The sequence below is a fragment of the Stenotrophomonas sp. 01N47 genome, from assembly GCF_056399165.1.
Genome location: NZ_JBFTQU010000005.1, coordinates 607556 through 625896, shown reverse-complemented (window position 1 = coordinate 625896; position 18341 = coordinate 607556). Strand labels below are relative to the sequence as shown.

The 18341-nt window shown below is 66.8% G+C and carries 21 protein-coding genes; 4 read left to right on the top strand and 17 right to left on the bottom strand.

Going from position 1 to position 18341, the window contains the following annotated elements; genetic code table 11:
* Nucleotides 1–80: 80 nt before the first annotated feature.
* The 16 genes from rnt to AC1DKR_RS12700 form a co-directional block, all read right to left on the bottom strand.
* The gene (gene rnt / locus AC1DKR_RS12775) at nucleotides 81–665 is read right to left on the bottom strand and encodes a ribonuclease T (RefSeq protein WP_032951815.1); all 585 of its coding nucleotides are present in this window, start codon (nucleotides 663–665) and stop codon (nucleotides 81–83) included.
* Nucleotides 666–1050: 385 nt separating this feature from the next.
* Entirely contained in the window at nucleotides 1051–1572 is a 522-nt protein-coding gene (locus tag AC1DKR_RS12770) for an HvfX family Cu-binding RiPP maturation protein (RefSeq protein WP_088100407.1), read from the bottom strand.
* A 23-nt stretch (nucleotides 1573–1595) separates the two neighbouring features.
* A complete protein-coding gene (locus tag AC1DKR_RS12765) occupies nucleotides 1596–2351 on the bottom strand; it encodes an HvfC family RiPP maturation protein (protein ID WP_478033153.1) in 756 nt (251 codons plus the stop codon).
* Nucleotides 2344–3219, bottom strand: coding sequence for an HvfB family MNIO-type RiPP peptide maturase (locus tag AC1DKR_RS12760; RefSeq protein WP_099783427.1), 876 nt, complete (start codon nucleotides 3217–3219; stop codon nucleotides 2344–2346). Before AC1DKR_RS12760 ends, AC1DKR_RS12765 begins: the two co-directional genes overlap by 8 nt.
* Complete coding sequence (locus tag AC1DKR_RS12755; protein WP_025875386.1) at nucleotides 3206–3556, bottom strand: HvfA family oxazolone/thioamide-modified RiPP metallophore; 351 nt, start codon at nucleotides 3554–3556, stop codon at nucleotides 3206–3208. The genes AC1DKR_RS12760 and AC1DKR_RS12755 overlap by 14 nt, the downstream gene beginning before the upstream one ends.
* 180 nt (nucleotides 3557–3736) lie before the next feature.
* Entirely contained in the window at nucleotides 3737–4444 is a 708-nt protein-coding gene (phoU, locus tag AC1DKR_RS12750; RefSeq protein ID WP_025875384.1) for a phosphate signaling complex protein PhoU, read from the bottom strand.
* A gap of 64 nt (nucleotides 4445–4508) precedes the next feature.
* A complete protein-coding gene (gene pstB / locus AC1DKR_RS12745) occupies nucleotides 4509–5339 on the bottom strand; it encodes a phosphate ABC transporter ATP-binding protein PstB (RefSeq protein WP_025875381.1) in 831 nt (276 codons plus the stop codon).
* Nucleotides 5340–5358: 19 nt separating this feature from the next.
* Nucleotides 5359–6222: a phosphate ABC transporter permease PstA gene (gene pstA / locus AC1DKR_RS12740; RefSeq protein WP_032951813.1), complete on the bottom strand. Its 864-nt coding sequence runs from the start codon at nucleotides 6220–6222 to the stop codon at nucleotides 5359–5361.
* Nucleotides 6222–7190: a phosphate ABC transporter permease subunit PstC gene (pstC, locus tag AC1DKR_RS12735; protein ID WP_025875378.1), complete on the bottom strand. Its 969-nt coding sequence runs from the start codon at nucleotides 7188–7190 to the stop codon at nucleotides 6222–6224. Before pstC ends, pstA begins: the two co-directional genes overlap by 1 nt.
* Before the next feature lie 82 nt (nucleotides 7191–7272).
* Complete coding sequence (pstS, locus tag AC1DKR_RS12730) at nucleotides 7273–8361, bottom strand: phosphate ABC transporter substrate-binding protein PstS (RefSeq protein ID WP_180164220.1); 1089 nt, start codon at nucleotides 8359–8361, stop codon at nucleotides 7273–7275.
* A 399-nt stretch (nucleotides 8362–8760) separates the two neighbouring features.
* Entirely contained in the window at nucleotides 8761–9780 is a 1020-nt protein-coding gene (pstS, locus tag AC1DKR_RS12725; protein WP_312109970.1) for a phosphate ABC transporter substrate-binding protein PstS, read from the bottom strand.
* A 136-nt stretch (nucleotides 9781–9916) separates the two neighbouring features.
* Nucleotides 9917–10696, bottom strand: a complete 780-nt coding sequence (locus tag AC1DKR_RS12720; protein ID WP_478033144.1) for a PA3715 family protein — start codon at nucleotides 10694–10696, stop codon at nucleotides 9917–9919.
* Between the two features lie 110 nt (nucleotides 10697–10806).
* Entirely contained in the window at nucleotides 10807–12018 is a 1212-nt protein-coding gene (locus tag AC1DKR_RS12715; protein WP_093817784.1) for an OprO/OprP family phosphate-selective porin, read from the bottom strand.
* 229 nt (nucleotides 12019–12247) lie between these two features.
* The gene (gene nth / locus AC1DKR_RS12710) at nucleotides 12248–12937 is read right to left on the bottom strand and encodes an endonuclease III (RefSeq protein ID WP_312788073.1); all 690 of its coding nucleotides are present in this window, start codon (nucleotides 12935–12937) and stop codon (nucleotides 12248–12250) included.
* Complete coding sequence (locus tag AC1DKR_RS12705) at nucleotides 12937–13290, bottom strand: hypothetical protein (RefSeq protein WP_353100395.1); 354 nt, start codon at nucleotides 13288–13290, stop codon at nucleotides 12937–12939. Before AC1DKR_RS12705 ends, nth begins: the two co-directional genes overlap by 1 nt.
* 4 nt (nucleotides 13291–13294) lie before the next feature.
* Nucleotides 13295–14089, bottom strand: a complete 795-nt coding sequence (locus AC1DKR_RS12700; protein WP_312400545.1) for an enoyl-CoA hydratase/isomerase family protein — start codon at nucleotides 14087–14089, stop codon at nucleotides 13295–13297.
* A gap of 166 nt (nucleotides 14090–14255) precedes the next feature.
* Here AC1DKR_RS12700 and AC1DKR_RS12695 point away from each other — a divergent pair, with 166 nt between their 5' ends.
* The 3 genes from AC1DKR_RS12695 (at nucleotide 14256) to AC1DKR_RS12685 (ending at nucleotide 16786) form a co-directional block, all read left to right on the top strand.
* Nucleotides 14256–14957 (top strand): FKBP-type peptidyl-prolyl cis-trans isomerase N-terminal domain-containing protein, encoded by a 702-nt coding sequence (locus AC1DKR_RS12695; protein WP_025875366.1) that lies wholly within the window; start codon nucleotides 14256–14258, stop codon nucleotides 14955–14957.
* A 129-nt stretch (nucleotides 14958–15086) separates the two neighbouring features.
* The gene (locus AC1DKR_RS12690; protein WP_447944864.1) at nucleotides 15087–15890 is read left to right on the top strand and encodes a CoA pyrophosphatase; all 804 of its coding nucleotides are present in this window, start codon (nucleotides 15087–15089) and stop codon (nucleotides 15888–15890) included.
* Nucleotides 15887–16786, top strand: coding sequence for a sulfurtransferase (locus AC1DKR_RS12685; protein WP_428704118.1), 900 nt, complete (start codon nucleotides 15887–15889; stop codon nucleotides 16784–16786). The genes AC1DKR_RS12690 and AC1DKR_RS12685 overlap by 4 nt, the downstream gene beginning before the upstream one ends.
* A gap of 309 nt (nucleotides 16787–17095) precedes the next feature.
* On the opposite strand, the gene AC1DKR_RS12680 is transcribed toward AC1DKR_RS12685, so the two are convergent.
* Entirely contained in the window at nucleotides 17096–17662 is a 567-nt protein-coding gene (locus tag AC1DKR_RS12680; RefSeq protein WP_093817788.1) for an N-acetylmuramoyl-L-alanine amidase, read from the bottom strand.
* 72 nt (nucleotides 17663–17734) lie between these two features.
* Between AC1DKR_RS12680 and AC1DKR_RS12675 the strand changes: the two genes are divergently transcribed.
* Nucleotides 17735–18262: an alpha/beta hydrolase gene (locus tag AC1DKR_RS12675; protein ID WP_025875362.1), complete on the top strand. Its 528-nt coding sequence runs from the start codon at nucleotides 17735–17737 to the stop codon at nucleotides 18260–18262.
* Nucleotides 18263–18341: the final 79 nt, after the last annotated feature.

Here is an 18341-nt window from a genome sequence, read left to right as displayed (position 1 = left end):
CGTCCCCTGCGCAGTCCACCCGCCCGGCCTGCCCAGGAATCGCTGTCAGCCCGCCACGAGGGGCTTCGCCGTTGGCTGCTTCACCGCGGCCAGGCGTTGGCGATCGTGCAGAACAACCGCGCCGTCTGCTCGGTGTCATACACCGCGCTGTGCGCCTCGTTGGCGTCCCAGCCCAGCCCGGCCGCCGTGGCTGCGCGTGCCAGCACCGTCTGGCCATAGGCAATGCCCGCCAAGGTGACCGTGTCGAACACGCTGAAGGGGTGGAACGGGTTGCGCTTGTGCCCGGTACGGGCCACCGCGGCATTGACGAAGCCGAGATCGAAATGCGCGTTGTGGCCGACCAGGATCGCGCGCTGGCAGCCGTACTTCTTCATCGCTGCACGCACCGGAGTGAAGACGTGGTCCAACGCCGCCTTCTCTTCCTTGGCCAGCCGGAACGGATGGTCGAGGATGATGCCGGTCACTTCCAGCGACTTCGGGTCGATCTCCAGTCCCTCGGCCGGCACCACGTGGGCGCTGGCGGTCTGGCCGGGGTAGAGCAGGCCGTTCTCGTCCATCTCGATCGGCACGGCGGCGATTTCCAGCAGCGCGTTGCGCTGGCTGTCGAAGCCGCCGGTTTCAACATCCACCACCACCGGTAGGAAGCCGCGGAAGCGTTGTGACATCGCGCGCTGCGCCTGGGGTACGTCGGAAACAGGGAGGGCGGCAGGTGCGGAAGTGGGGTCGGTCATGTACGAATTCTAGCAGAGCGACCCTGAGCGCCCGGGATCCCGGTAGGTGCCAGCCTTGGTTGGTACCCTGCGCGCCGACCAAGGTCGGCATCTACCGGACCGCGCCGCGTGCGCCGACCACGTCGCCCGGGATCCAGGTAGGTGCCAACCTTGGTTGGCACCCTGCGCGCCGACCAAGGTCGGCATCTACCGGACCGCGCGACGTGCACCGACCAAGGACGGCATCTACCGGACCGCGCGGCGTGCGCCGACAAGGGCGCTGGGATCCTGGTAGGTGCCAACCTTGGTTGGCACCCTGCGCGCCGACCAAGGACGGCGTCTACCGGAGCACAGGCCGCGCCGTGGGGCCCGACGGATACCAGCGCGCCAGCACGGCATCCACGCTCAGGCGCCCAGCACCGGTGAACAGCAGCGGCAGTAGCATCGCCATGAACAGCAGTGGCAGTTTGAAGTTGCCAAAGCCCTGATCGCTGATCGCATAGCCCATCGCCAGATCGCCCAGCGAGCTCCATTCGGCGGGCCAGTGCACCGCGTACGTTGCCACAGCTGTCAGCACCAGCAGGCTGGCGGCGGCAAAGCGGGTGCCGAAGCCCAACAGCAGGCACGCTGCGCCCACCAGTTCGAACCAGGTGGCCAATTGCCAGTTCAGCGCAGCGGGCAGCTGGTCGAACGGAAACGGGAAAGCATCCTGCAGATCGGCGAACCAGTTCTGCCCGTGCAGCTTCTCGCGCCCGGATTCGAAGAATTCCCAGGCAAGCAGCAGGCGCAGGCCAAGCGGGGCCAACCACGGGGCGAAACGGTCCAGCTGGCCGCGTGCGGCGGCCAGGGTCGGGGTCTTCATCGGTGTTTCTCCTGGAAGGGGCGTCAGGGTGAAGCGGGGAGCGGACCGATCACGCCAGCACGCAGGAACTGCTGCAGCAGTTGCGCGCCAGGGGCGGCCAATGTCCCGGGATCGAGGTGGTGCAGGGCGGCCAGTTGCTGCAGCTGTTGTTGGCCGGTGGCCCCGGGGGACTCGCCGATCAGGGTCAGCAGATGCACTGCGAGGCTGGTCAGGGTGGCAAATCGCACCGCGCCATCAGCATCGCGCCGCACCAGCAGGCCGGTGGGCTCTGCCGGTGGTTGCGACGGTGCATTTTCGCTACCCAGCTGATGCACCGGCCAGCGGTACAGCAGTGGCCAGGCCAGTGGCGAGCGGCGCAACGGCACCCGCAACGGATCAATGTCGCCCGGTTCCGGCAGCGGATCGGCCTGCAGCTGGTACAGCGCGGTCTCCACCCACTCGTAGTGGGCCAGTTCGGCAAGCGCCGGATGCGGCAGCTCCGGTTGCACCTGCAGCCACTGCACGAACTCGGCAGCCAGTTCGGTGAACAACGGGGTGTGGCAATGGTGGCTGGCGAAATAGTGGCGCACCAGTGCACTCCAGTACGGTTCGCCCAGAAGGCGCACGCAGACCGGGAAGCCATTGCTCAACAACCCCAACAGATTGTTGAACAGCAGGCGTTCGTACACGGCCACCCGACGCGGGTCCATGCCGGGCGGCGCCGGAACCTGCGCCGGGTCGCGCAGGTGCGCGGTGAACGCGTGCTGCTGCGCACGCAGGCGTTCGGGGGCGTCAGCCATGGGCGGCTCCGGCATGCGCGGCCTGCAGGCGGTGGATGGTCTGCAGTTCGCCCCGCAGCTCGGCGTAGGGCGGGAAATTGAAGTCGCGTTCGAGCAGGGTAGGGCGTGGGCCGATGCGGGCGTAGGTGCGTGCCAGCAGGTCCCACACCGGGTCGATCACCGGGCTGCCGTGGGTGTCGATCTTCAGGTCCGGCGCCTCGTCCAGGTGTCCGGCCACGTGCAGGCAGACGATGCGTTGTGCGGGCAGGCCGGCGATGAAGGCATCGGCGTCGTAGCCGTGGTTGCAGGCATTGACGTAGACGTTGTTGACGTCCAGCAGCAGATCGCAGTCGGCCTCGGCCAGCACGGCAGTGGTGAAGGCCAGTTCGTCCATCGTCGGGTCCGGCGCCAGGTAGTACGACACGTTTTCCACGGCGATGCGGCGACCGAGAATGTCCTGCACCCGGGCGATGCGGGCAGCGGTGTGGCGTACCGCTTCATCGGTGAATGGAATCGGCAGCAGGTCGTACAGGTGGCCCTCGTCGCTGCAGTAGCTCAGGTGTTCGCTGTACAGCGGCACTTGATGCTGGTGCAGAAACGCACCCACCTGCGCCAGCAGCTGGGTATCCAGGGGGGCACTGCCGCCCAGCGACAACGACAGGCCGTGGCAGCTCAGCGGATGGCGCGCCGCCAGTTCGGCCAACGCGTCACCCGCGGGACCACCGACACCGATCCAGTTCTCCGGCGCGCATTCGAGGAAATCGAAATCGCCGGCCGGTGCATCGCGCAGGTCCTGCAGCAGGGCACGGCGCAGGCCCAGGCCCACGGCCGCCGCAGGAAGCGGCGACCGCGGGTGGACGACGCCGGCGCGGACGTCAGTGCTTGCCACCGCACTTGCCTTCGCCGCACTTGCCTTCGGCCGACTTCTTGTCACCGCCGGTCTTGGCCTTGGTGTCCGCACCGGCCGCTGCCTTGCCCTTGTCGCCGCCGCACTTGCCTTCAGCACTCTTGCCGTCGGCGCCACACTTGCCTTCGGCATGCTTGGCCGCATCGGCGGATTTTGCATCGGTCGCCTTCGCATCGGTGGCCTTGGCCGCCTGGCCGGCCACCAAGTAGCCCTGGGCGAGATCGGTCATGCTCAGGGCCGAGGCGGAGGCGGTCATGCCGAGGCCTGCGGCCAGGGCGGTGGCGGTCAGCAGGGACAGCGTCTTGTTGGAGGTGCTCATCGGTCGTGCTCCTGGGTGGTGGGCGGGTGCCCGTGGTGAAGCGATGGTGCAGCGATCCTACTCAACGAATCCTCGCCGGGAATTCAAATTTTCGTGAGAAGTATTACAGCGCCAACAAAAAGGCCGCTGTCGCGAGGACAGCGGCCACCCTGGAGTCGAATCCGGTGTTGCAGTGCAGTATCAGATATCGCCCGCGCTGGAGGTCTCGTCGCGCTTCTGGCGCGGCGGCAGCGGCTGTTCGCCGTGCACCAGGAACCACACGTTCTCGGCGATGTTGGTGGCATGGTCGCCCACGCGCTCCAGGTTCTTGGCCATGAACAGCAGGTGGGTGCACGGGGTGATGTTGCGCGGGTCTTCCATCATGTAGGTCAGCAGCTCGCGGAACAGCGCGGTGTACTGCGCATCCAGGCGGGCGTCGTCTTCGCGCAGTTCCAGCGCGGCATCGGCGTCGTTGTCGCGGTAGGCGGCGATGGCGCGGCGGACCTGCTGTGCGGCCAGGCGGCCGAGGGCGCGCAGGCCCTGGATCTGCGGCAGCGGCGGCACCTTGCCCAGCGCGATCGAGCGCTTGGCGACGTTGGCCGCGTAGTCGCCGATGCGTTCGATATCAGCCGGAATGCGCAGGCCGGCGAGGATCTCGCGCAGGTCGCGGGCCATCGGGCCACGCAGCGCCAGGCGCATCACGTCGTGGCTGATCTGCTGTTCCAGCGAATCGATTGCTTCGTCGTTGGCGATGATGCGATGGGCGGCGTTCTCATCGCGCTTCTCGATGACGTCCATCGACGCCTCCAGCTGGGCGACGGCCATCTCGCCCATGCGCACGATCTCGGCCACCAGGCGCTGCTGCTCTTCGTCGTAGCTTTTGACGATGTGGTCGTTGGGAAGGTTCATGTTCTGCAATCCAGGTAGAGCCAGGCGCGCCTGGCTGGGACAGGTGGCGAAGCGTCAGCGCCGATCAGCCGAACCGGCCGGTGATGTAATCCTCGGTCTGCTGCTTGGACGGCTGCGAGAAGATCACTTCGGTGCGGTCGTGCTCGATCAGGTCACCCAGGTACATGAAGGCGGTGTAATCGGACACGCGCGCGGCCTGCTGCATGTTGTGGGTGACGATCACGATGGTGTACTCGTGCTTGAGCTCTTCCACCAGCTGCTCGATGCGGCTGGTGGAGATCGGGTCCAGCGCCGAGGTCGGCTCGTCCAGCAGCAGCACCGACGGGCGCAGGGCCACGGCACGGGCGATGCACAGACGCTGCTGCTGGCCACCGGACAGGCCCAGCGCGCTCTGGTTGAGCTTGTCCTTCACTTCGTCCCACAACGCGCCCTGGCGCAGCGCGTGCTCGACACGGTCGGCCATGTCCGCCTTGGACAGCTTCTCGTGGTGGCGGATGCCGTAGGCCACGTTCTCGAAGATGGTCATCGGGAACGGCACCGGCTTCTGGAACACCATGCCGACCTTGCTGCGCAGGCGGTTCATCGGGTACTTCGGCGACAGGATGTTCTCGCCGTCGAGGATCACCTCACCGCGCGCTTCCAGCTTCGGGTACAGCGCGTAGATGCGGTTGAAGATGCGCAGCAGGGTCGACTTGCCGCAACCGGAGGGACCGATCAGCGCGGTCACGCGCTTTTCCGGGATCTCCAGGTTGATGCCCTTCAGGGCGTGGAACTTGTCGTAGTAGAAGTCCAGTCCACGCGCGGCGAGCTTGACCGGGGCCGGAGCGTGCAGGTTCTCGTGCGAGGCCGGCACGACGATGCGCTGCATCGGCACGGCGTTGGAAAGGTCGTTCATGGCGGTATCCACGGAAAGGTCAGTCATGGGAGATACGGTTGCGCAGCAGGATGCCGCGCGCAGAGAGGCTGACCAGCAGCACGAACACGGTCAGCACCAGCGCGCCGGCCCAGGCCAGCACCTGCCAGGATTCGTACGGGCTGCCGGCGAACTGGTTCATCACCACCGGCACCGAGGCCATCGGCTGGAACACGTTGCTGTTCCAGTACTGGTTGCCGAAGGCGGTGAACAGCAGCGGTGCGGTCTCGCCGGAAATGCGGGCCAGCGCCAGCAGGATGCCGGTGATGATGCCGGCCGAGGCACTGCGGTACAGTACCTGCACGATCACCTTCCACTGCGGAATGCCCAGCGAAAGCGCGGCTTCGCGCATCTGCGAAGGCACCAGGCGCAGCATCTCGTCGGTGGTACGCACCACCACCGGCAGCACGATGAAGGCCAGCGACAGTGCACCGGCGAAGGCGGAGAAGCTGCCGCCGGTCTGCATCACGTACAGGGTGTAGACGAACAGGCCCAGCACGATGGACGGGGCCGACAGCAGGATGTCGTTGACGAAGCGGACCACGGTGCCGGCCTTGCGGGCGTTGCCGTACTCGGCCAGCCAGGTGCCGGCCAGCACACCCAGCGGGGTGCCGATGCCGATCGCCAGCGCACACATCACCGCACTGCCGAAGAAGGCATTGGCCAGGCCGCCTTCCTGCATCGGCGGCGGTGTCATCTTGGTGAACAGATCCAGGTTGATGCCGGCCAGGCCCTTGGAGGCCAGGGTGAACAGGATCCAGCCGAGGAAGAACAGGCCGAACAGCGCAGTGGCGCAGGACATCGCGATGGCGATGACGTTGCCGATGCGGCGGCGCAGGTACAGGGAGTCAGCGGTGCTGGACATCAGTTGCCCTCCTTGCGGGACAGGCGCATCAGCATCAGGCGGGCGATGGCGAGCACCACGAAGGTGACGATGAAGAGGACGAAGCCGAGCAGCAGCAACGCCGAGCGGTAGGTTTCAGTGGCTTCGCCGAAGTCGTTGGCGATCAGTGCGGCGATGGTGGTGCCCGGTTCCAGCAGCGACGGCGACAGGCGCACGCTGTTGCCGATCACGAAGGCCACCGCCATCGTCTCGCCCAGTGCGCGGCCGAGGCCGAGGAAAACGCCACCGATCACCGCCGAGCGGGTGTAGGGCAGCACGATGTCCCAGCTCACTTCCCATTTGGTGGAACCCAGCGCGTAGGCCGATTCCTTCAGGCGGGTCGGCACGGTCAGGAACACTTCGCGCATCACCGAGGAGATGAACGGGATGACCATGATCGCCAGCACGAAGCCGGCGGTGAGCATGCCGATGCCCAGCGGCGGGCCCTGGAACACCGGGCCGATGATCGGCCATTCGCCCAGGGTTTCGTTGAGGAACGGGGTGACGTACTCGGTCATCACCGGCACCAGTACGAACAGGCCCCACATGCCGTAGATGATCGAGGGAATGCCCGCCAGCAGTTCGATGGCGGTGCCGACCGGGCCACGCAGCCAGCGCGGTGCCACTTCTGTGAGGAAGAAGGCGATGCCGAAGCTGACCGGTACGGCGATGACCATCGCGATCAGCGCGGTGACCAGGGTGCCGTAGATGGGGGCGAGGGCGCCGAACTTGTTTTCGACCGGATTCCAGTCGGAGGAGAAGAAGAAGCTCAGGCCCTGCATCTGCAGGGCGTGGCGACCACCCCACAGCATCGACAGTGCGGCGCAGGCCAGCGCGATCAGGACGAAGATGACGGTGCCGACCAGCACCCATCGGAACAGTTTGTCGTTGCGGGCATCACGCGTATCACGCGTGGACGGGGCGGCTACAGGCTGGGCGATGGCATTCATGGGGACGGCAGGGCCAGGAAGGGGCGGGGCAGCACGATGTGCAGGAGACGGTGCCCGCACGTGGCGGGCACCGTCGGGTCCATCACTTCAGTTCGGTCGCCCAGTAGGCTTCGATCTGCTTGACCAGCTCGGCCGGCAGCGGTACGTAGTGCAGTTCGTTGGCCTGGGTCTGGCCGCTTTCGAAGGCCCACTTGAAGAAGGCCAGCGCATCCTGGTTGCGCTTGGCATCCTTCGGCTTCTTCTGCATCAGCATGAAGTTGGTGGCGGTGATCGGCCACGCCTGCTCGCCCGGTGCGTTGGTGATGACCAGGTTGAAGTCCTTGGCGCTGGCCCAGTCGGCGCTGGCGGCAGCGGCAGCGAAGGTTTCAGCGTTCGGCTGCACCCAGGTGCCGGCGGCGTTCTGCAGCGAGGCGTAGGGCATCGCGTTCTGCAGGGCGTAGGCCAGTTCGACGTAGCCGATGGAACCCTTGATCTGCTTCACGTAGGAAGCAACGCCTTCATTGCCCTTGCCACCCACGCCGTCCGGCCACTGCACCGAGGTGCCTTCGCCGACCTTGCTCTTCCACTCCGGGCTGACCTTGGACAGGTAGTTGGAGAAGTTGAAGGTGGTGCCCGAACCATCCGAACGGTGGACGATGGTGATCTTGCCGTCCGGCAGGGTCACGCCCGGGTTGGCGGCGACGATGGCCGGGTCGTTCCAGGTCTTGACCTTGCCCAGGAAGATGTCGGCGAGCAGGGCGCCACTGAGGCGCAGCTTGCCGGCTTCCAGGCCGTCGATGTTGACCACCGGCACCACGCCGCCGATGGCCGACGGGAACTGGGCCAGGCCGGCCTGGGCCAGCTCATCGCTGCTCAGCGGCTTGTCGGACGAACCGAAATCGACGGTGCCGGCCTTGATCTGGGCGATGCCACCACCGGAACCGATCGACTGATAGTTGATCTTGGCGCCGGTGGCGGTGTTGTAGTCAGCCGACCACTTGGACACCAGCGGGAAGATGAAGGAGGCGCCAGCACCGGAGACCTCAGCGGTCACCTTGTCGCCGGCAGCGGCCGGAGCAGCGGCGCCGTCAGCGGCCGGCTGCTGAGCGGCCTGCTTGTCGCCACCGCAGGCAGACAAGCCCAGGGCGATGGCCAGGGAAAGGGCGGCAAGGCTGGCCGAGTGCAGTTTCATGGTCACTCCATAGCGGGGTAGAGCCGACGGTGTCGGCGGATGCGGCTATGAAATGATGTTTTTGTTACAGCCGTATGACGTCCATGACAGAGGTGTCCTGGATCACGTTCTGGCAAGGGTTTCGCGGGATTCACGGTTGGCCGCCGGGTCGGCTGACGACACCAACTGCGCTTCTGCGCGGTCCCCGGCGCGGCGGAGGGCCGGGCAGCCGTTGCCCCCGCTCCTGCCTTCCATGACCCATCGCCGCAACAACTCACCAACGGAAGCGCAGCGCCTTTCACGACCAACCCTGCAAAAAAGAAGAGCGCCGGACCCAGAAGGATCCAGCGCCCGGTGGGGCCGGCGGGGGAGAGAGGACCCGCCGGCCCCGTTCCTGCGGGGGAACGCCTTGCAACGAACTCAGTACTTCAGGTTCTGCGTCCAGTAGGTCTCGATCTGGCGCACCAGCGCGTCCGGCAGCGGCACGTAGTCCAGCTGCTTGGCCTGCGCATCGCCATTCTTGTAGACCCAGCGGAAGAACTCCTGCGTGGCCTTGGCGCCCGCCACGTTCTTCGGCTGCTTGCGCACCAGGATGAAGTTGGTGGCGGTGATCGGCCATGCATCAGCGCCCGGGGCGTTGGTCATCACCAGGTAGAAGTCACGGGCGTTGGCCCAGTCGGCGCTTGCCGCGGCGGCCGAGAACGAGGTGTCCGAAGGCTGCACGATCTTGCCGGCCGCGTTCTTCATCGCCGCGTAGGACATCTTGTTCTGCAGCGCGTAGGACAGTTCGACGTAGCCGATGCCGCCCTTGATCTGCTTCACGTAGGCAGCAACGCCTTCGTTGCCCTTGCCGCCGATGCCGGCCGGCCACTGTACCGAAGTGCCTTCACCGACCTTGCTCTTCCACTCCGGGCTGACCTTGGACAGGTAGTTGACGAAGTTGAAGGTGGTGCCCGAGCCGTCCGAACGATGAACGATCGTGATCTTGCCGCTGGGCAGGGTCAGGCCACTGTTGAGGGCGGCGATGGCCGGGTCGTTCCAGGTGGTGATCTTGCCCAGGAAAATGTTGGCCAGGGTCGGGCCGTCCAGCTTCAGCGCGCCGGGGGCGACGCCAGCAACGTTGATCACCGGCACCACGCCACCGATCACCGACGGGAACTGGGCCAGGCCGGCGGCAGCCAGCTCTTCCGGCTTCAGCGGCGCGTCGGACGAACCGAAGTCCACGGTCGCTGCCTTGATCTGGGCGATACCACCGCCGGAACCGATCGACTGGTAGTTGACCTTCTTGCCGGTAGCGGTGCTGTAGTCGGCCGACCACTTGGACATCACCGGGTAGATGAACGAGGCGCCCGCGCCGGTGACATCGGCGGCGTTGGCGGCGAACACGGACGACGCGGCCAGAATGGCGACGGCGGCGCGCGACTTGAAGGCGTGGATCACGGGAGAGACTCCTGGGGTGGTCGAGGGGCGGCTGCCCGACGTTTCGGTGCACATTCCATAACGGTTCCATGACACGCCCGCGTCTGTCATATGACGCGAACGTGACAGCCGTCATGGCGGTGCCCAAGCCCGCCCTTCAAAGCCCGCGCAGCGCCTCCGGAACGGCATAGCGACCGTCGCGGGGCTGCAGTGTCCAGCGCTGTACGGGTGCCGTCGTGTCGGTGGCATGGCAGTCATCACCGGCGGCGACGCTGATCGTATCGGTGCGTTTTTCGCGCACCACGATCGGCGCCAGGCCAGCGGCATTGGCACTGCCCATCTCCAGCGTGCGCTCGAAGCGGCTGAACTCGCCGGCGCACCGCGTATCCCATTCGCCGCGACTGCCGCTGACGGCCAGCGGGGCAAGCACCCGGCGCAGCTGCCGGCCCTCGCGTACGAACAACTGCAGCTCGGTCTGCGCGAACGGGTTGGGGCCTGAGCTGCCGCTGTAGTCCATGCGCACGCCGAACGCGCGGGTGGCCGGGTCCAGCTGCCAGCGTGCCGTATCCAGGCGCAGGCCGGTAAAACGCAGCGCATCACTGCTGACCGCGTCGGCCACGCGGGTCCAGGCCAGTGGCCTGCCACTGGCGGTATCGATCAGCAACAGGTCCAGGTCGCCGCCGCGCGCCTCTTCCGAGGCGGGGGCGGTCCATTGGGCGACGGCCAGCAGGGTCGTGCCGGGTTGTGCGGGCCACGCGCGGCAGGCCGTGCTGTCCGCATCGGTGAAACGTGCCGTGACCGGCAGCGCGCCGGCCGGCAACTGCCGATACGCGGCCTCGCGCACGGCATCCGCATCGTCACAGGCGAACGCAGTGGCGGGCAGGGCAGCGAGCAGGACACCGCAAAGCAGGCGGCGCAGGCGGAGCGAAGAAGGCATCCCGAAGGTCCTTGTCGACAGGGCAGGGCATCATCGCGCGGCCACCGCCTGCCCACAACGACGAAGGCACGGCCTGGGCCGTGCCTTCGTTCGAACGCGTGCTTCCGGTATTACCAGAAGAACTGCGCGCGGGCTTCCAGGATGTTCGGATCGTCGTTGACGAAGCCGCGGGCGGTCGAGCTGTACTTCTTGCTGTCGACCATCACGTAGTTGAGCATCAGCTTGAAGTTCGAGCGCCAGTACCAGTTCGCGCCGACGGTCCAGATGTCCATCTTGCCGCCGAGCACGCCATCGACGATCGGCGGACGGCCGGCCACCGGGTTGGCGGCGAGGTTGCCGTCGTTCAGATCCATGTGGTCATAACGCACGCCCAGCTGCCACTGGCCGCCAGCCGGGTTGTTCGGCAGGCCGGTGCCCGGGGTGCCGCCCTTGTAGCTCCAGCTCTCGCCGGTGACATTCCACACGCCGCTGACGTAGTAGCCATCGCTGGTGTAGTTGTCGTTGGCCAGGCGCTTGGCCTTGCTGGTGTAGTACTCGGCCTGGGCCTTGAACGGGCCCTGGAAGTACATCGCTTCAGCACCGATGGTGCTGACGCGGTCGGTGTCGACCAGGTTGCCGCTGTCGACCAGGCGCGCGGTGGCCAGGTCGGCGTTCGGACGGGCACGCACGCGCAGGGTGTCCGCGTCGGTGTCGTAGTCGACGTAGCTCAGGCCGAAGTGCAGGACCTGGCCCTTCTCGTTGATCGGGGCCCAGGTGCCACGTGCGCCGTAGCCGCTGCCGTGGGCCAGGTTGCGGGTCAGTTCGCGGCCGAAGGCGCTGGCGGTGACCGACCAGTTGTCCTGGCCGTAGCTGTAGGCACCGCCCAGGCGACGGGCGACGGCGTAGGTGTTGGTGACCGCAGCCTTGGAGATGAAGTCGTTGTTCTTGGTGCTGGACAGTTCTTCCAGGCTGTTGGGCTGCTTGAACTGGCCGACCTGGATGAAGTGGTTGGCGTTGCCCAGCAGCTTGTACTTCACGTTGGTGTCGAGGAACTTGTCGGCCTTGGCGTCGTAGCCGACCACCCATTCCACGTTGCCCGGGCCCTTGCCCTTCAGCACCAGCTCGGCGCGGCGCAGTTCGAATTCGCTGTTCTTGCCGTTGCCGGCGTCACCGCCGTTGAGGTCCACGACGTCATTGTCGTACCAGTTGCCGTCGGCCTGGACCAGGCCTTCGAAGGTGATTTCCGAACCGCCGATCACATCGATGGCGACTTCGGCGTGGGCGGCCGGCACGTACAGCGCAGCAGCCACGGCGATCGTCAGGAGCTGGTGATGCAGTTTCATGGAGAGGAGCCTTGCAGGCAGGTGGGAAGATGCGCGCAGGCTAAAACGTGAAGATTGCGTAAATGTGACAGTTCGCGCACGGCCGCGATCCGCCGCAGGCCCCGTCACGGCTGGGCCTGCCATTGAAACCGGTTACGTATGACGCGCGGATTGCGCCCCGGTTGCAGTAGATCCACGCCATGCGTGGATGGATTTTCCAGCCGATCCACGCCATGCGTGGATGGCGCGGTCACTCCGCGGGTGTCTTGTCCTTGTACCGGCACAGGTCGGCAATCACGCACCCCGGGCAATCCGGTTTGCGTGCTTTGCACACGTACCGGCCGTGCAGGATCAGCCAGTGGTGCGCGTCGAGCAGGAACTCGGCGGGAATCGCTTTGACCAGTCGATCTTCAACCTCGCGCACGTTCTTTCCGGGGGCAAGTCCAGTGCGGTTGGCGACACGGAAGATGTGCGTGTCCACCGCCATCACCGGTTCGCCGAATGCGGTGTTGAGCACCACGTTGGCGGTCTTGCGGCCGACACCGGGCAGTGCCTCCAGTGCGTCGCGATCGCGTGGCACTTCGCCACCGTGCTTCTCCAGAAGCAGCGCGCAGGTGGCGATCACGTTTTTCGCCTTGGCGTTGAACAGACCGATGGTGGCGATGTATTTCTTCAGTCCCTCTTCGCCCAGGGCGAGGATTTTCGCCGGCGTGTTGGCAACCGGGAACAGGCGACGGGTCGCCTTGTTGACGCCGACGTCGGTGGCCTGCGCGGACAGCGCGACCGCCACCAGCAGTTCGAACGGCGAGCTGTATTCCAGCTCGGTCTTCGGATGCGGGTTGAGTTCGCGCAGGCGGGTGAACATTTCCACCACGTCGGCGCGCGGCATCGTACCGCCGCGGCGCGCAGGCGCGCGCGCGGTCTTCTTCACGGTCGCCATTACTGCTCCTTGCCGGCGGCGCGGGCCTTGGCCCGGGCGAGGATGGCGGCCGCTGCTGCGGGCAGGGCGGGTTTGGCGTCAGGTGCCGGCGCGGGCGTCCGGCGTGCATCACGCTCGGCCTCGCGGCGGGCCAGGCGCACGGCACGTGCGCGGAAGCGTTCGCGCGCCGCCCATGCGCGCTGCAGCTGCAACTGCATCTGGCACAGGCGGTCGGGCAGGTCCGGATGATCGGGCAGCAGCCGCTCATCGCCAGTACGCACAACGTAGTCCATCAGCCCAGCCTGCAGCGCACCATCGGGATCGTCTGCCTGGACCCGGGCGAACAACAGCACGGGGTTGGGTCGGGATGCCATGGCGTCAGCGGTTCTGGAAGGCGGGGGGACGGCGCTGCAGGAAGGCGCTGGTGCCTTCGCGCATGTCCTCGGTGGCAAACAGCAGGCCGAACTGCGCACTTTCGTATTCCAGGCCGGCTTCCAGGCTGCATTCGCCGCCCACGTGCACCGCATCGAGCAGGCCGCGCAGCGCCAGCGGCGCCGACTGTGCCAGCTGCCGGGCCAGGGCCTGCACGCGGGCGTCGAGCTCGGCGGCGGGTACCACCTCGTTGACGATGCCCAGGGCCAGTGCGCGTGCGGCGTCGATCGGGGTGCCCAGCAGGCACAGTTCCAGCGTGGCCGCGCGACCACACAGGCGCAGCAGTCGCTGGCTGCCACCGAAGCCGGGAATCAGGCCGAGATTGATCTCCGGCTGGCCGACTTTGGCCGAATCGGCGGCGATGCGCAGATGGCAGGCCATGGCCAGTTCCAGCCCGCCGCCCAGCGCAAATCCGTTCACCCGGGCGATCACCGGCTTGGGCATGCGTTCGATGCGGCGCATCAGTGCCTGGCCGAGCAGGGAGAAATCACGTCCCTGAACCGCGCTCAAGGTGTTCATTTCCGCGATGTCGGCCCCGGCCACGAACGCCTTGGGGCCAGCCCCGGTCAGCACCACCACCCGTACCGCCGGGTCGGCGGCGGCGGCGCCAAACGCCTCGGCCAGGGCCTGCAGGGTGGCGGCATTGAGCGCGTTGAGCTTGTCCGGGCGTTGCACGGTAATGGTGCGGACGGCGCCATCATCGCTGACGTCGACCGGGTGGGGAGCGGGGGCCTCGACCACGGGAAACTCCTGGAACGTTAAAAAAAAGTGATATTGAACTCTGTAAACGCAGACAGGTCATAGCCTGCGTGGTGAGTAGCGGTTACACGTTGTGGCCGTTATCCTAACCCGTCGCCTCAGGGCGGCGCAGAACGTCCCTGAGTTACCACCCCTGGAGAACTGTTTGATGAAGTTGCGTTCTATCGCGGTCGCCGTCGCGGCCCTGGCCCTGACGGGCAATGCCTTCGCCCAGGACATCGCGTCCGAGAAGGGCAAGCTGAGCTACTACTTCGGTTACGACTACGGCAACAACCTGGCGGAGCTGACTGGTCGCGGTGAGCAGCTGGACATCAACTCGGTGGTGAAGGGTCTGCAGGACGCCTACGCCAAGAAGCAGCCGGCGATCACCGCCGAGCAGCTGAAGCCGGCTGTTGAAGCGTTCCAGAAGCGCGAGCAGGGCCGTGCCCAGGCCGCCAAGGCCGAGTACGAAAAGGCTGCTGCCGAAAACAAGACCAAGAGCGATCAGTTCATGGCGCAGAACAAGGCAAAGGCGGGCGTGCAGACCCTGCCGAGCGGCGTTCAGTACCGTGTGATCGAAGCCGGCAAGGGTGCCAAGCCGACCCAGGCCAGCACCGTGCAGCTGGAAGTGGCCGGTCCGTTCCCGTACGGCCAGCGCCCGACCGAAGCCCGCCCGGCCCAGCAGATTCCGTCGATCAAGGTCAGCGAAGTCGAAATGAAGGCCATGCGTGAGACCCTGCTGCAGATGCCGGCAGGCTCGAAGTGGGAAGTCTCGCTGCCGCCGGATCAGGCCTACGGCGCCGACCCGCGCACCCCGTTCCCGCCGAACGTGGCTGTGCAGTTCGAGATCAAGCTGATCAGCGTCAAGTAAGAAGAAACAGCGTCAACATCAACGCGCCGGTGAACCCACCGGCGCGTTTTTGTTTCTGCACCACGCTGCAGCCGTGCGGGGCCCATCCCAAATTCAGCCCATTCGCGCTACTGTTGACCGGTGCAAATAATGGAAGAAACGGCGCGTGCTGTCGCAAGCCCCTGCATCAACGTCTGCAAGCTGGATCGCAACCGGCTCTGCGCCGGGTGCGGGCGGCATATCGACGAAATCGCACGGTGGTCGTCGATGAGCGACGGCGAGCGCAGCCACATCCTGGAGCGTGTGCTGCCCCTGCGCCAACAGCTGCAGCAGTCGCTGCGAGGTTCGTTGGCCGATCATGAGCGGCTGCTGCGCGCGCTGCATCCGCTGGCCGAACCGCCGGCAGGCGACGGCTGGAACCGCAGTGAACTGGATGACCTGCTGCCCCCGGGCCCACCGGTCGAGGCGGCGGTGTTGGCTGGCATCGTGCCGCGCGCCAACGGCGCGCAGGTGATCCTGACCCGGCGTACCGAAACCCTGCGGCAACATGGTGGCCAGGTTGGCTTCCCCGGTGGCCGTACCGAGCCCGATGATCGCGATGCGCTGGCTGCCGCACTGCGCGAAAGCCAGGAAGAAATCGCGTTGGCGCCGACACAGGTGCAGGCACTGGGATATCTCGATCCGTTCGTGACCATCACCGGCTATCGCGTGACCCCGGTGGTGGCGGTGATCGATCCGGATTTCGTGGCGGTCCCGCAGCCCAGCGAAGTGGCCGAGGTGTTCGAAGTGCCGCTGGACTATCTGATGGCCGCCGACAACCTGCGCCAGGTCGAAATCAACCATCGCGGCCGCGTCCGCCATGTCCTTGAATATGGCTGGCCCGGCCAGCGCATCTGGGGCGCCACCGCGGCCATCCTGTACAACCTGCGTCGCCGCCTGGAGCAAGTGCAATGAAGCCGATCGACCCGCCGTGGACCACCCTTGTCGATGTTGCGACCCTGGCTGCGGCCTTGGGCGATGGGGTGCGCGTGGTCGATGCCCGCGCGACCGCAAGTACCGTGCGCGTGGTCGACGCGCGTGCATCGCTGGCCGACCCGCAGGCGGGCAATGGCCTTTACGCGCAGGGACACATTCCCGGCGCAGTGCATGCCGATCTCAACCGCGACCTGTCCGATCTGACGCGGGTGGGCCATGGCCGCCACCCGTTGCCCGACAGCGATGCGTTCGCCGCACGACTGGGGCAATGGGGCATCGGCACCGACACGCAGGTGGTGGTGTATGACGGCAGCGATGGCAGCATGGCCGCCGCGCGCCTGTGGTGGCTGCTGCGCCTGATCGGGCATGCGAACGTGGCCGTACTCGATGGCGGCATCGCCGCGTGGCAGGCCGCCGGCCAGCCGCTGGCGACCGGCAGCAGCGAGGTCACCGCGTTGCCCGCGTATCCGGGGCGCTTCGATAGCGGCCAGGTTGCCAGCGCGGACGAGATCGAATCACGCCTCAAGCACGCACCGGGCTGGCTGGTCGATGCCCGCGCGGGCGAGCGGTTCCGCGGTGAGGTGGAGCCGCTGGACCCGGTCGCCGGCCATGTACCGGGCGCGGTCAATCGCCCGTTTGCGTTGAACGTGCTGGACGGCCGCCTGCGCGATGCACAGGAACTGCGTGCCGAACTGCAGGGCGTGATCGGCAACCAGGACCCGCAACGCGTGGTGCTGATGTGCGGCTCGGGCGTGACCGCCTGCCATCTGCTGCTGGCGATGGAAAGCGCGGGCCTGTCCGGCGCACGCATCTACGCGGACTCATGGAGTGGCTGGGTCAGCGACAGCAGCCGCCCGGTCGCCACCGGCGCCTGAGCCGCGCGGGGTCGGATCCTTTTTCCAACGGGAAGCGGCTCTGACCCTATCGACCGTAAATCGGGGTCAGAGCCCGTTGCGTTGCAACGGGATCCGACCCCGGGTCGATCCGAAAGATCGCAGAGATCTGTCGAAGGCGGGGTGGGTSCGGKTGCGGGGGTGTCCGCGGCATGGATGCCGCGGCCAAGCCCCCACGGATGGGTTCACGGCGTCCCTCGCAACCGGACCCACCCCGCCATCCCACGGAATGCCAGCTTTCGACGTTGACGTTGACGTTGCCTCTGCGGGTGCAGGGCGCAGTCCTGCCCATCATCCCAACCCCTGCAACGGCACCTTCGCCAGCACCCGCGCCCACGGGAACAACGGGCCCGGATCACGCTTGCGCGCCACGGTCACCGCCGGGTCATCACTGGCCGGCACCTGCTCCAGGTCCAACTGGTCATGTCCGGCAATCCGCCGCAGCGACGGGTAACGAGCCACCAGTGCCTGCAGCAGCTGTTCCAGCGCCAGCAGCTGCGCTTCGGTGTACGGCTCGTCCATCGCCTGGTGGCGGCTGTCGAGCCAGTGCGGGTAGCGCCCCGAATTGACCAGTTCGATGCCCACGGTATCGGCATTCATGCCGCGCACGTGGTGGGCGATGCGCTCCGGCGCCACGTACTGCACCACGCTGCCGTCGCGGTCGATGTAGAAATGCCCGCTGTTGCCGGCGCCGCTGTCGTACAGCACGCGCTCGCCGTACTCCCGGGCGGTCGCCAGGTCGGGTAGTTCCGTGCAGTGGATCACCACCATTGCCAGGCTGGATGGATCGCGCAGTGGCAGGCGGTCGTGGTAGGGCAACGGCTGCAGCTGCAGGCCGGGCAGGAGCGGTTTGGGCATGCGGCGATGCTAGCATTGCCGGATGAAACTGCCTTCCCTTCTGCTGTCGATCCGCTCCGTGGGAGCGTACGCATGAGCCGCGGTCACTGCATCCTGTCCCACGGCTTCGAGAGCGGCCCGGAGGCGACCAAGGTCACCGCGCTGGCCGAAGTCGCCGAGCGACTGGGCTGGACCCATGAGCGCCCCGATTACACCGACCTGGACGCGATGAGCCAGGTGAGCCGCGTTGGCGATGTGCGCACCCGCCTGCAACGCCTGATCGAGCGCACGGCCGCTGCCGCTGCGCAGGGGCCGGTGGTGCTGGCCGGCTCCAGCTTGGGCGCCTACATCTCTGCCATTGCCTCGCTGCAGGTACCGGTGGCCGGCCTGTTCCTGATGGTGCCGCCCACCACCATGGGCCCGATGCCGGCGCTGGATGCCGCGCCGGTGCCGACCACGGTGGTGCAGGCCTGGCATGACGAGGTGGTGCCGGCCGCCGGGGTCATCGCCTGGGCGCAGGCGCGCTCGGCGCAGCTGCTGCTGGTGGACGATGGCCATCGCCTGGAACATCACGTGGAAGCCTCTGCGCAGGCCTTCGAGCGCCTGCTGCGGCAGCTGTGAAGCCCGGGCGCACAGCGCGCCCGCCCGCATTGACTACAATGGCAGCCCCGCCGCCCCCGGCGCGGGCCTGCCGGCCGTG